We start from the raw sequence: 12,978 nt of genomic DNA on the forward strand, positions 1-12,978 counted from the left end.
CTCGCAAGCGAGCAGCACCAGCTGCACCCGCTTCTCGAGCGACTCCATGCTGGTCGTGAGCTCTTCATACAATTTGTAGATGCCGGGGTTGTATTTCTTCATCTGAGCCCAGACCGTCAGTTCCGGATGCACCCCGTCTTCAATCAGCGAAATATGCGCCCAATGGTGCAGCGCGGCGAGCACATTGCTGTGGGCGTCCAGGATATTGCCGTCCTGCAGATCCTGCTTGGCGTGCAGGAATGTCCGAAGGAACGCGGAAAATTCCGCCGCCAGCTTCTGTCTGCGCAACTCCTCCGGAAAATCGATCACCCGCTGCTTGACCCGCTCCAGATAACCGTCACGGTCCATCAAAATTTCCCCCCGCACGATCCATGGAATGATGCTGCGGCTCTCGACTCCGGCGATCCATTCGTCCAAGGCGGCGGCCGCAACCGTGCGGATTTGCACCCGCTTGCCTTCCTTACGGACGTGCCGGACGCTGCGTTCACGCCCATCCCGCTCCACGACCGCAAGCAGCAGCAAGTCCAATCCGTCGATCAGCGGGTTGTACCGATACGGGTTGTCGATCAGCATGACGCCAATCAGGCCCGGTGCGTCCTGAATCCATTGCAGACATCGCGCCGTATCCATCGGTGAACCGGATCCCCCATCGTTTCTGGCATGATCGCAAAACATCGTATATAATGAAGATCTGCGATACTGTAGTTGTTCGACAGACATTCGGCATTTCCTGCTGCATTTCTGCATGGAACAGGCAACCGTCAACCGGTAAATGATGGGAGAGAGTCCGATGTTCTTCAAGACCGCGAAAATCAACGAGTTCCGCACCTGGGGGCTGCTGCTGACGATGATCGGCATGGGCCTGATGGTCGCAGGCACGGCGGGAATCGTTTTCTGGGGCGTGCAGTCGGGCAAAATCATCGCCGGCATCTTTCTCGTCCTGGGCATGATCGCCCTCATGCTCAGCATGGGCGTCTATTTCTGGGCCGGCATGCTGTCAACAAGCGCCGTCATGCTGATCTGTCCGGAATGCGGACGCCAGACGAAAATGCTCGGCCAGACCGACCGCTGCATGTTCTGCCGGACGATCCTCACGCAGGACCCGAACAAGGCGACGGCATTCCCCGAAGAAGAAGCGGATGGGACAGTGAACGCCGCATCGCCTGCGGCAGCGGAGAATAACCCGAAATGAAACGAAAACCCGCGGACGCGGCGGATTTGGGGCCGACGCATCCGGCGGGTTTTCATTTTGATTACGGACGGGCCTCCAGCGTATCGTGCAACACTTGCCAAATTTCAGGCTTCTGGAACCCGCGCTGCCAGGTGGCGACGCCGGCGAGCTTGTATTTCCTCGCCAGCTCGGCCCGCGCCTTGATCGATGTCTCGTCTTCGATCCAGATCCGGTGGCGCCCTTCCTCCGTCTCGTATTCCACATAGTTCTGCCCGGTGCTGTCGTCATACGTCCGCTTGAGCCCGCGTTCCCGGATCAGCTTCTCGATCGCCTCCATGCCGAGCGCCCGCGAGCTGACCTCGACCGAGCCGTCGGCCTTCTTCTTCTCCGTCCATACGCGGGTGTACAGCGGAATGCCCATGATAAGCTTCGACGGCGGCACGCCGTCTTCCTCGAGGATGCGCTTGATGGACCGTTCGACCCACGGCAGCGACGAGACCGAACCGGCCTTCGGGCTCGACGCCCAATGCTCGTCGTACGTCATGACGATCATGTAGTCGACCACTTTCCCGAGCGCCTTCCGGTCCAGGAAAGCCGACCACATCTCGCTGTTTGACTTCGGCGTGACGTCGATCGAGACGACCAGGCCCTGTTCGTGCGCCAAAGGCACAAACTCGCGGACGAATTGGACGAGATTCTCCTTGTCCTTCGTGTAAACGTTCTCGAAGTCGATATTGATGCCCTGCAGTTTGTACGTCTCCGCATAGACAAGCAGCTGACGGATCATTTTAAGTCTTGTCGCGTATGTGGACAGCGCCTCCGTCGTCCGATCGGGATCGAAGCCGTTGCTCCACAGCGCCCACACCTGATAGCCGCGCTTGTGCGCCCAGGATACATAGGCCGGATCGGCCTTTGAACGAATCGCGCCCGAACCGTCTTTCAGTTCGAACCAGGTCGGGCTGACGACGTTGACGCCCGGCATCGGACCGATCTTCGACGGATCGGCCGGCACCTGATAGACCGCTTCCCAGGTCAGATTGATCTTGCGGCCGTTCGCCGGCCAGGGCAGAAAAGGATCTTCCCGCTCAGGCTCGGGAATGATCTCGAAGTCCGCAAGCGTAAAATCCGACTCGGCGGCGTAACCGGCATGCCCGGATGCGGTCTGCACGCGATACCAGCCTTTCTCCTCGCGCCAGATGCGCACATCCCCGCCGGCCGGGACCGTCTCGATGATCGGCGCCTTAATCGTCGGTTCTGAACGAACCGCCGCACCCTGCTCGACGGTTACGGACGCATTTTGGATCCCTTGTCCCGGACGCAGCAGCGTCACGATCCCGGTTTCCTCCGCCACTTCCGCGGTCAGCCCGTACAGGACGGTGACCGGCGCGAGCGGCAGATAGACGGCATCCCCTTCAACCTCCGCGGCGATGGTCAGATCGAACGGTTCGCCGTTCATCTCCGCGGTCAGCGCCGCCGTCTTCAGCCGCACGACCTTGTCCGCCGTTGTCATAATGATCGATTCGCTGTCCGCTTCGTACCGGATCGGCACATCTTCACCGAGCACGGCCCGAATCATATCAAGCGGCAGCAGCACATTCGCATCCCGGACGCGCGCTTCGCCGTCCAGCTGCTCCCCGTTGTAAAAGACGGGATGCGCCGCACCGTAATCGGGCACGATCGTGTCGCGGTTCGGCTGCATCCGCTCCCACCAGGCGTATGCCGCGCCCGCCGCAGCCGAAAGCAGAATCAGCATGAACAGCATTCCCAGGATCGGTGCGGTCCGCCTGGTTCTCCGCCGCCGCGGCGCACGCATTCTCGTCAGTTCCACTTCCGGCTTCCCCTCTCTCCCCAATCCCTTGAAAAAACAAATACGTACAGCAGGCCGAAACGCTCAGGCTCCGGTCCCTGTACGTACATTGACGCAGACGCCCGCCCAAAAGTTGAGCAAGCGCGGATATAATTGCCGATCACGATTTACCGGCCTTGTCCGATGCCGCGCAATCCGGGCAAATGCCGTAAATTTCCATGCGATGTCCTTCGACGATGAATCCTGTTTCCCGCGCGGCTGCCTTTTCCACTTCCAAAAGCGGCGGATACTCGAAATCGGTGATCCGTCCGCACGATTTGCAAATGCAATGATAATGATCCGACAGATCGGCGTCGAACCGGCTCGAATCGTCGCCGTAGGTCAGTTCGCGGACGAGACCGGCATCGACGAACAACCGGAGATTGTTGTATATCGTCGCAACGCTCATGCTCGGAAACTCCGGCGACAACGCACGGTAAATCTCGTCAGCCGTCGGATGCGTCATCGAATTCATCAGGTAAGACAGAATCGCGTGGCGCTGCGGCGTCATGCGTACTCCGGTACTTTTCAGTTGTTCCAGCGCATCGCTGACGCTCGTTGCCATTGACGTTCACGCCTTTCTCTTATGCTACATCCATTGTAAAGTTTCAATTTTCAATTTGTCAATTCCGGGGGGACGGTCAATCCTTGCCAGCCTGCGGTCTTGCGCTATTCCATCGAAGCGGCGTGCACCCCGTCCAGTCCGCGAAGCCCGTCGAGCAGTTCCGCTTCGGCCGACCGTTTCAACCGGACGTGCAGATAGACGGCCAGCTGGTTCGGTCCGAGCTTCTCCGGCGCGTCCGCGTCATCCTCGTCCTGGAAACGCATTTTGCGCAGATCTCCCCCGCATTGTTCAACCGTCTCCCTGAGCCTCTGCATGAGCCCGGGCCGGTCGTCGACATGCACCACGATGAGCCGCTCGGATTTTCGCCGGAACAACTTCCGCTCCAATTTGTTCAGCGCCCACAGGACGAACAGGACGAGCAATGTGGAGACCGCCGCGGCAAAATAGAACCCCGCCCCGACGCCGAGCCCGATCGCCGCCGTCACCCAGACCGATGCGGCCGTCGTCAGCCCGGTCACGCTGCGCCCCGTCTGCAGGATCGTGCCCGCCCCGAGAAAACCGACGCCCGTGATCACCGCCGCCGCCAGACGCGCCGGGTCGACGCGGACGTTGATCTCGTTGACGAACAGGGCGAAACCGTAAATGGACAGCAGCATCATCAAGCATGAGCCGAGACATACCATAATATGCGTGCGCAGGCCGGCCGCGTGCTGCGACCGCTCCCGCTCCAGCCCGACCAGACCGCCGAGCACGGCGGCCGACAGCAGGCGCACCAGAATCTGCCATTCACTGATGTGCCACGGGTTGTCGACGATTGCGGCGATCGTGTTCATGCCATCCCACTCCCGACAAGTCAAACGGCTTGCGCGGTCCTGTACCGGGCGGACGCGTCCGTTTCGCGTTGAAAAATAACGCCCCGATCCGCACAGTTCCGCACGGAAGGGGCGGCTTGACATTTGACGGGCTTTACGACTTCAACACTTCCACGAGCAGTTGATTCACCAGCGCCGGATTCGCCTTGCCCTTCGTCTCCCGCATGACCTGGCCGACAAGGAAGCCGAGCGCCTTCTCCTTGCCGGAGCGGTAATCCTCGACGGACTGCGGGTTGGCGGCGACAACCTTCTCCACGATCTCGCGGATCGCGCCTTCGTCGCTGATCTGCACGAGCCCCTGTTCCTCGACGATCTGCTGCGGAAGTTTGCCGGTCTCGAGCATCGCCTTGAACACCGTCTTGGCGATCTTGCCGCTGATCGTCCCTTTCTCGATCAGGCCGATCATCTCGCCAAGACCTTGTCCCGTCAGCTTCACGTCGTCCAGTTCCAGGTTGTTCGCGTTCAGATAGCCGAGCAGATCGCCCATGATCCAGTTCGCGGCGGCTTTCGCGTCCTTCGTGTAGCGCAGGCTTTCCTCGAACAGGTCGGCCAGCTTCTTCGACGCCGTGATGACGCCGGCATCGTAGGACGAGAGGCCGTACTCGGACATGTAGCGCGCCTTGCGGGCGTCGGGCAGCTCCGGAATCGAAGCGCGGACGCGCGCCTTCCATTCCTCGTCGATGACGATCCGGACCAGGTCCGGATCAGGGAAGTAGCGGTAGTCATGCGCCTCCTCTTTTCCGCGCATCGGCAGCGTCTTGCCCTGCGACTCGTCCCAGCGGCGCGTCTCCTGCACGACTTCGCCGCCGCTGTCGAGAATGTCGGCCTGACGCCATTCCTCGTACTCGAGACCGCGCTGCACGCTGCGGAACGAGTTCATGTTCTTCAGCTCGGCGCGCACGCCGAACTTCTCCTGACCCCACGGGCGCAGCGAAATGTTCGCGTCGCAGCGGAGGGAACCTTCCTCCATCTTCACGTCCGACACTTCGCAATAGAGCATGATCGCCCTGAGCTTCTCCAGATAGGCGCGCGCTTCCTCGGGCGAGCGGATGTCCGGCTCGGAGACGATCTCGATGAGCGGCGTGCCGACGCGGTTCAGGTCGACCAGCGAAGCATAGCCGCCTTCGACGTGGGTCAGCTTGCCGGCGTCCTCCTCGAGATGGACGCGCGTAATGCCGATCCGCTTCGTCTGGCCGTTCACTTCGATGTCGATCCACCCGTTCTTGCCGATCGGCTGGTCGTATTGCGAGATCTGGTACGCCTTCGGCAGGTCGGGGTAGAAATAGTTCTTCCGGTCAAACTTCGTCACGTCCGCAATCTCGCAATTGAGCGCCATCGCCGCCTTCATCGCGTACTCGACCGCCTGGCGGTTCACCACCGGCAGCACGCCCGGATGGCCGAGGCAGATCGGGCACGTGTGCGTATTCGGCGGAGCGCCGAAGGACGTGGAGCAGCCGCAGAAAATTTTCGTCTTCGTATGGAGCTCCACGTGCACTTCCAGGCCGATGACCGTTTCATATCTCGTCGTCGTTGTCATCGATCACGCACCTCCCACGGCCGCCGGACGCAGTTTGTGATGCTCCGTCGCCTGCTCGTATGCGTAAGCCGCGCGCAGCACCGTCGTCTCGTCGAACGCCTTGCCGATGATCTGCATGCCGACCGGCAGGCCGTCTGCCAGGCCGCACGGCACGCTGATCGCCGGCAGGCCGGCCAAGTTGACCGGAATCGTGCAGATGTCGTTCAAATACATGGTAAGCGGGTCATGGATCTGCTCGCCGATCTTGAACGCCGTCGTCGGCGCCGTCGGGCCGATGATGACGTCGAACTTCTCGAATACCTGGTCGAAGTCCTGCTTGATCAGCGTGCGGACCTTCTGCGCCTTCAGATAGTAGGCGTCATAATAACCGGAGCTGAGCGCGTACGTGCCCAGCATGATGCGGCGCTTCACTTCCGCGCCGAATCCCTGGCTGCGCGATTTGACGTACAGGTCGATCAGGTTGTCCGGGTTTTCGGCGCGCACGCCGTACCGGACGCCGTCGAAGCGCGCCAGGTTGGACGACGCCTCCGACGAAGCGAGCAAATAGTAAGCCGCGACCGCGTATTCCGTATGCGGCAGCGACACTTCTTCCCATGTCGCGCCGAGCGACTCGAACACTTTCAGCGCCGCCAGCACCGCATCCTTCACCTGCGGCGCGATGCCTTCGCCGAGGTACTCCTTCGGCACGCCGATGCGGAGGCCCCGCACGTCACCGGTGAGCGCCGCGGTGTAGTCCGGCACCTCGACGTCGGCCGACGTCGAATCCATCGGATCATGGCCGGCGATCGCCTGCAGCACGTAGACCGCGTCCTCGACGTTCTTCGTGATCGGGCCGATCTGGTCCAGCGAAGACGCGAAGGCGACGAGGCCGAAACGCGAGACGCGCCCGTACGTCGGTTTCAGGCCGACGACGCCGCAGTAGGCGGCCGGCTGCCGGATCGAACCGCCCGTGTCGGAACCGAGGGCGAAGTAAACCTGCCGCGCCGCCACGGCCGCCGCAGATCCGCCGCTCGATCCGCCCGGAACCCGCTCCGGATCCCAGGGGTTGCGCGTCGGTCCCATCGCCGAGTTCTCGTTCGAACCGCCCATCGCGAATTCGTCCATGTTCAGCTTGCCGATCGTGACGGATTGCGCCGCGCGCAGCTTGTCCATCACGGTAGCGTTGTAGATCGGGATGTAATTGCTCAGGAAACGGCTGGCGCACGTCGTCTTCAGCCCGTCCGTCACAATGTTGTCCTTGATGCCGGCCGGCAGGCCGAAGAGCAGCCCGCGTTCTCCGCCTTCTTTCAGCTGCTTGTCCAGTTCGGCCGCCTGCGCCCGCGCGCCTTCTTCGTCCAGCGTAATGAACGCCTGCACGACGGGCTCGGTCTCCTTGATCCGGCTGAGCGAAGCCTCGACCAGATCGGAGACCGCAAGCTCCCCGCCGCTCAAGCGGTCGTGCAGTTCCTGCAATCGCAGATCCAATACGGACAACGGTCGTTCCTCCTCTTCCTATTCCAATACCGCCGGGACGCGGAATTGTCCGTCCTCTTCGTCCGGCGCGTTCAGCATGACTTTCTCGATCGGCCAGGACGGCCGCGGTTCATCGTCCCGCATCACGTTCGCGACGGGCAGGACGTGGCTCGTCGGCGGCACGTTTTCCGTATCCAGCTCGTTCAGCTTCTGCGCATAGTCCAGAATCGCGCCGAGCTGCTCCGCGTACTTCGCCTTCTCTTCCTCCGTCAGTTCGAGCCGCGCCAGCTTCGCCACGTGCTCGACATCCTGGATCGAAATGCTCATCGCTGCTTCCATTGCCTCCTTCGATTCCGATCAATTCCTTCCATTATATCGCACCGCTTGTCCGCGCTCAATCAGGGGAGGCTGCGAAGCGTGCGGCTTCCGCCCCCGCTTCTGCAAGGACTCCGGCGCGCTGCGGCGCCTCTTCGGTCAGACGCCTCGCCACTGCCCGCCGTCGACGACGATGGCCTGGCCCGTCATGTAGCTGTTCGCCGGCGAAGCGAGGAACGCCGCGTAGCGTGCGAATTCTTCCGGATCCCCCGAGCGCCCGAGCGGAATCGACGATTCCGAGCGCCGGCGCACTTCCTCCACCGGGATGCCTTCCCGTTCGGCGGATGCCCGGTCCAGACCCAAGATGCGGTCCGTCTCGAAACGGCCGGGACAGAGCGTATTGACGAGAATGCCCGCCGGAGCAAGCTCATTCGCGAGCGTCTTCACGAGACCGTGCAGGCCGGCCCGCAGCGTGTTGCTGAGCACGAGCCCCGGAATCGGCTGCTTGATCGCCACCGATGAAATGTTGACGATCCGGCCGCCCCCGATACGCTGCATATGCGGCACCGTCTCGCGGATGAGCCGGATAACGCTCATCAGGTTGAGCTGCACCGCCGCTTCCCAATGTTCATCCGTCATATCCATGAAAGCGCCGGACGGCGGTCCGCCCGCGTTGCAGATGAGCGCGTCGATCCGCCCGAACCGCCGCGCCGCCGCGTCCACCAGCGCCTTGATGTCGCCGGGCTGCGACACGTCCGCCCGCATGGCAAGCACATCGCGTCCCGATGCCTTGCGGATCTCATCCGCCGTCCGCATAAGCTCCGCCTCATCGCGGGCGCAGATCGCGACATCCGCGCCTTCCAGCGCCAGCCGCATGGCGCACGCCTTGCCGAGCCCGCGGCTCGCCGCGGTCACGATCGCCGCCTTGCCCGTCCATCCCAGATCCATGTCGGTCCGTACCCTCCATCCGCAGAAGTTGTCCTTGGAAATTATACCTTTACGTCTCCGCGAATGAAAGACCGGCACCAAGAAGTTGACGCCGGCAAGCGCCGGCGTCCGTTGTGCATCAGATCCATGCCTTCAGATTCACTTGACGGATGAAGTCTTCCCGGCTCTGCACTTCCTTGCCGGTTCCTTCCCGGGATTCGGTCTCGCCGCCGTTCATGATCCGGCGGAACAGCTCTTCGTTGTGCGTCGCAAGCGCGTAATCGATGAGCGCCTCTCGCTCCACCCGCTCGGCTTCCCGTTTCAGCAGCACTTCTTCCGGCTCGATGTCGCCCGCCGGAACGAACACGTTCTTGTTCACTTTGGGCAGGCGGACGACGTAATCGAACGCATTGTCCGCATTCCGGTCATACGCGATGATATATCCATATTCGCCAATCGGCAGATTTTGCTCAAAATGATCCGCGACGACTATGACCCGTTGGCCAAGCTTGTACATCGTTCACCGCCCCTCTCGCTGCGCATTGCGGCATGCCGCCGCCTTCGCGTCATCCGGCTGCCGCTCCCTATAAATCTATCCTACTCAAAAACAGACCGGTATGCAAATCCCGGGAAAAGAAACCCTTGCTCCAATTCTATGCGGATATCCCGGATATGAGCACGGCGTCTGACCGGGCGCCCGTCTGCCGCCCGCCATGCCGGATAATCCGCCATTTCCGCGCACCCCGCTTACGGCAGCCGGATCAGACGTTCGGGCGTGAGGGTAAGTGCGAGCGGCGGGCCTTCGGATTGCACGGCGTAACTGTTCTCGATGCCGACGACGCCGCGGCCGGGAAACGTAAACTTCGGCTCCACCGCGATGACCATCCCGGGTTCGAGCGGCATGTCGAAGCCGCGCGCGAGCACCGGCCACTCGTCCACCTCCAGCCCGATGCCGTGGCCGAGGAACCGGACCCGGTCGGCGCCGAAGCCCATGAAATGGTCGGCCAGCCCGGCCTCATCCGCCATGCGGATCGCTTCTTCATACAGCCGCTCCGCCGGCGTGCCCGGCACCAGCAGCTCTTCCGCGCGCCGGATGATCCGGACGGAAGTCTCGTAGGCCGCGAGCAGATCGTCCGGCAATGCGCCGATCACCGCGGTGCGCGTCTGGTCGATGATGTACCCGTCGATGCAGCAGCCGATGTCGATCAGAATCGGCTCGTTGCGCCCGATCGGACGCCGGCTGACGCTCTGCGCCGCCGCCGGACCGAGCCCGCGGCCGCCTGCCGGGCCGTCGAACGCGGACGGTTCCGCCGCCGCTTCCCCGGCGCCGACCATGCCGGTCAGCACCTCCAGATTGTAGGCGCGCATCCGCATCGTCCCGATATGGCCGCGCTTGCGAACGGCGTGTTCGTACGCCGCCATCCACTCCAGCTCGGTGACGCCTTCGCGCAGCAGCGGCAGCGCCTCGTCCAGCGCTTCGGCGGCGGCTCGCGCAGCCGCCTGGATCCGCCCGATTTCATGCAGAGACTTCACCATGCGCAGGCGGCGCATCATGGCCGACCCGTCGGCCAGCTCCGCTCCCGCTCCGCGCAGCAGCTCGGCCAGCCGCAGGTAAAGCTGCGCGGGCAGCGCATCCAGCGGCGTCAGAACGGTCCTTCGTTCTCCGCTCCCGGTCAGCGGCGGAAAGTCGGCGGCCAGCTCCGCGCCGAACGCCTTGAACGAGCCGAGCGGCTTCGTCCTGACGCGCGACTCCCGTTCCGCCCTCGCCACACTTCGGCGGACGTAAAGCGTCGGTTCGCCCTCGTCGGGCACGAACAGATAACCGGCCTGCATCGTGCCGGTCAAATAGTAGAGATCCGTATTCTGCGAGACGAGCATGCCGGCATAGCCGCCTGCCTTGAGCTGCTCTTGCAGTCTGGCGATCCGCTTCCCCGTCTCTCCCGCCGGCAGCGCATGTTCCATCCTATGGCCTCCCCGCACCTTTCTCTCATGATTATATTCACCCACAACGACGGGATTGTCAAAGCCGTCCCGCTTCTCCTGAGCGAGGGGGATAGGGTGAAAAAGAACGCAAAAAACCGGGGACATCCGCGATTCCCCGGGATCTTCAATGAAGCGGCACCAGCTCCGCCGCCCCTTTCACATACCACTCGACCGGCCCCATGACGTTGAATCCGCGCGGATACCGGACCCGCGCGATGAGGATGACGCCGGGCCGCTTCAGCGTCACCTCGTAATTGTACGTTTCGTTGCGGTACATGTACGGAAAGACGGCTTCCGCGTTCACGACACGCAGCACGGCGATCTCGACCGGATCGCGCAGCATCGCGCCCGGCAGCGGCTTGAGCGAAGCGTCCAGCCGCATGTTCACCCGCAAATACTGCAGTGCGGCCGATGCCGCCGCCGCTTCGTCGATGCGCAAGATGCCTGCCGCGAGCGCGTCCTGATCCAGCTGCTGCGCCCCCGCATGGGCGGCACGGTTCACCGCCCGCTTCGCTTCGAACAGGGTGCGGACCGCCATCTCCCCGTCGATCTGCAGCGCCAGCAGCATCATCCACACCGCCGCCATCAGCGTCAGCAGCAGCAGTTTGTGCATTCCGGCCTTAATTCCCCCCTTTCGGTCTGTAACGTCTCAGGCGCCGGTTCCACATCCCCCCTCCGGATTTCATCCGACGGCACCGGCTGGCCGCTGCCGGGCGCGTCATGTATGCAATCGGCCGCCGGACCGAAAGCCGGTTCGGCGAGCCGCCTGCATCCGCTCTGTCTCAAGGCACATATTCGCTCATTTTCATGCCTGTGGCGCTGATCAGCGCCTGTTCGTCCGGCGGCGCAATGCCGATCAGCCGGTCGATCTCGAACAACCGCTCGTAAGGGTAACGGATCGTCAGCACAATGCCGGCGCCCCGCCGGACCGGAGTCTGCGGATTCGTCGCATCCTCGCCCGACGTCGCGGCCACCTCGTAGATCAGCTTCCCGGGCTCAAGCCCGTAGGCCGCGAGCCGGTTACGGGATGCGGCGATCATCGCGCCGTCGATATAGCCGTGCGATCCGTTCGCGCCGATCTCCAGCAAATAGTCGACCTCCTGCTGCAGCACCGCCTGCCGGACGATGAACACATGCTTGTAGACCGGCGCGAACATCATCCAGCAGAGCAGGGCGGCGAACAGCACGAACACGAGAACCGAACGCATCCGCCTGCGTCACCGCTTACGGGTTCAAAGCGCCGATCCGGGTGTTCGCGTTGTTGCCTTGAACTTCGATCTGCCTTTTCGTGCCGCCGTTCGGATTCGCGATGATCGTGTTGAACAGCACCACCACCACGATAAGCAGCATGACCGTCATCAGAATGTTGCGCATTCCCGCATCTCCTTCCCGAGAAAATATGAATTCCTGTTACTGCAACGATTGAAACAATTGCTGACTTTCCTGCACCCACGGATAGATGAAGATCTGGAACATGTACAGAATCGGTACGCCCGCCAGCACGAACAGCACGTAGGACGCCGCTTCCTTGCGGCTCTCGCGGCTCAGCTCGATCTTCGCCTTGTAATCGGCGATCCGCTCGCGAAGCAACGCGTAGAACGCGTCGTCTTCGCGCAGGCGCAGCGCCTCGATCGTCTCCGCGAAGCTGTCCGCTTCGGCCGTGCCGACGCGGCGCTTGAACCGCGCGATCGCTTCCCCCGCGTCGTGGTACCATTCCGCCAGCATGCGCCGCAGATCGGAGCGGATGACCGACGTGTAGGGCAGGCAGCGCGTCAGCTTCACGTGCAGGTGCAGCGCGGCTCCCGCGAAATAGAGCAGCTGATTGCTGACGGCCAGAATCTCCCGCATGATGAGCTCGGAGCGCGCCTTGCGCACCGATTCGAGCAGCGGCTTGTCGCACAGCGCGCAGGCCGCGAGCGCGGCCCCCGCCGCCTGCAGCCACAGGATGCGGTCCGGCGGCAGCGGCACGTACGCGGGGAAGGCCGCTCCGCAGATAAGCGCGGCTGATCCGAAGAGGATCGCAACCCGCCGGGCGAACATGTACCAGGCCGGGTCATACGCGAAGCCGCATCCCGCAAGCAGCGTTTCGCGCGTCAGGAAGCTCTGGCTGCCGCGGCGGATGCCCGCCGCCCGCAGCAGCCATTTCGGCGCAGGCTGCGGTCCGTCATCTTCAAACTGCAGATGCGTCCAGCGCGGACGGCGCCGGATCCACGCCTGCAGCAGGGCCGAGACGGACAGCGCGCACAACCCGAACTGGGCGACCAGCAGCAGCAAGGTCAAGCCGCGCACGATCGATGGATCGGCCAGCAC

15 protein-coding genes (1 of these 15 running past the window's edge) are annotated in these 12,978 nt (G+C 62.8%); 1 reads left to right on the plus strand and 14 read right to left on the minus strand.

The annotated features are described in order from the left end of the window. Nucleotides 1–630 carry the 5' portion of a nucleotidyltransferase-like protein gene (locus tag THECO_RS14130; RefSeq protein ID WP_015255716.1) on the minus strand. The gene continues 240 nt to the left of window position 1, outside the view, so the window shows 630 of its 870 coding nt (coding positions 1–630); its start codon is at nucleotides 628–630; the stop codon falls past the left edge of the window. Between the two features lie 160 nt (nucleotides 631–790). On the opposite strand from THECO_RS14130, the gene THECO_RS14135 reads away from it, so the two are divergent. Next, entirely contained in the window at nucleotides 791–1,192 is a 402-nt protein-coding gene (locus tag THECO_RS14135) for a YgzB family protein (RefSeq protein ID WP_015255717.1), read from the plus strand. 61 nt (nucleotides 1,193–1,253) lie between these two features. Here THECO_RS14135 and THECO_RS14140 read toward each other — a convergent pair whose 3' ends face one another. From THECO_RS14140 to THECO_RS14195, 13 genes are all read right to left on the minus strand, one after another. Beyond that, complete coding sequence (locus THECO_RS14140; protein WP_157373580.1) at nucleotides 1,254–2,999, minus strand: glycosyl hydrolase family 18 protein; 1,746 nt, start codon at nucleotides 2,997–2,999, stop codon at nucleotides 1,254–1,256. A gap of 139 nt (nucleotides 3,000–3,138) precedes the next feature. After that, nucleotides 3,139–3,582 carry a Fur family transcriptional regulator gene (locus THECO_RS14145; protein ID WP_015255719.1) on the minus strand — a complete coding sequence of 148 codons (444 nt, stop codon included), beginning with the start codon at nucleotides 3,580–3,582 and terminating at the stop codon, nucleotides 3,139–3,141. A 104-nt stretch (nucleotides 3,583–3,686) separates the two neighbouring features. Further along, entirely contained in the window at nucleotides 3,687–4,415 is a 729-nt protein-coding gene (locus tag THECO_RS14150) for an MgtC/SapB family protein (protein WP_015255720.1), read from the minus strand. Nucleotides 4,416–4,548: 133 nt separating this feature from the next. Continuing rightward, nucleotides 4,549–5,991: an Asp-tRNA(Asn)/Glu-tRNA(Gln) amidotransferase subunit GatB gene (gene gatB / locus THECO_RS14155; RefSeq protein ID WP_015255721.1), complete on the minus strand. Its 1,443-nt coding sequence runs from the start codon at nucleotides 5,989–5,991 to the stop codon at nucleotides 4,549–4,551. Between the two features lie 3 nt (nucleotides 5,992–5,994). Continuing rightward, nucleotides 5,995–7,464, minus strand: a complete 1,470-nt coding sequence (gatA, locus tag THECO_RS14160; RefSeq protein WP_015255722.1) for an Asp-tRNA(Asn)/Glu-tRNA(Gln) amidotransferase subunit GatA — start codon at nucleotides 7,462–7,464, stop codon at nucleotides 5,995–5,997. 18 nt (nucleotides 7,465–7,482) lie between these two features. Next, nucleotides 7,483–7,770 (minus strand): Asp-tRNA(Asn)/Glu-tRNA(Gln) amidotransferase subunit GatC, encoded by a 288-nt coding sequence (gene gatC / locus THECO_RS14165; RefSeq protein ID WP_015255723.1) that lies wholly within the window; start codon nucleotides 7,768–7,770, stop codon nucleotides 7,483–7,485. Between the two features lie 147 nt (nucleotides 7,771–7,917). Then, nucleotides 7,918–8,706: an SDR family oxidoreductase gene (locus THECO_RS14170; RefSeq protein WP_015255724.1), complete on the minus strand. Its 789-nt coding sequence runs from the start codon at nucleotides 8,704–8,706 to the stop codon at nucleotides 7,918–7,920. A gap of 118 nt (nucleotides 8,707–8,824) precedes the next feature. Then, nucleotides 8,825–9,202, minus strand: a complete 378-nt coding sequence (locus tag THECO_RS14175) for a hypothetical protein (protein ID WP_015255725.1) — start codon at nucleotides 9,200–9,202, stop codon at nucleotides 8,825–8,827. 230 nt (nucleotides 9,203–9,432) lie between these two features. Further along, nucleotides 9,433–10,647 (minus strand): M24 family metallopeptidase, encoded by a 1,215-nt coding sequence (locus tag THECO_RS14180; protein WP_015255726.1) that lies wholly within the window; start codon nucleotides 10,645–10,647, stop codon nucleotides 9,433–9,435. Nucleotides 10,648–10,792: 145 nt separating this feature from the next. Beyond that, nucleotides 10,793–11,281 (minus strand): hypothetical protein, encoded by a 489-nt coding sequence (locus THECO_RS14185; RefSeq protein WP_015255727.1) that lies wholly within the window; start codon nucleotides 11,279–11,281, stop codon nucleotides 10,793–10,795. Nucleotides 11,282–11,450: 169 nt separating this feature from the next. Then, complete coding sequence (locus tag THECO_RS14190; protein WP_015255728.1) at nucleotides 11,451–11,876, minus strand: hypothetical protein; 426 nt, start codon at nucleotides 11,874–11,876, stop codon at nucleotides 11,451–11,453. A gap of 16 nt (nucleotides 11,877–11,892) precedes the next feature. Continuing rightward, on the minus strand, nucleotides 11,893–12,042 hold the full coding sequence (locus tag THECO_RS22045) for a hypothetical protein (protein WP_015255729.1): 150 nt from the start codon (nucleotides 12,040–12,042) through the stop codon (nucleotides 11,893–11,895). Nucleotides 12,043–12,078: 36 nt separating this feature from the next. Next, complete coding sequence (locus THECO_RS14195; protein ID WP_015255730.1) at nucleotides 12,079–12,978, minus strand: hypothetical protein; 900 nt, start codon at nucleotides 12,976–12,978, stop codon at nucleotides 12,079–12,081.

The sequence above is a fragment of the Thermobacillus composti KWC4 genome, assembly GCF_000227705.2.
GTDB lineage: Bacteria > Bacillota > Bacilli > Paenibacillales > Paenibacillaceae > Thermobacillus > Thermobacillus xylanilyticus.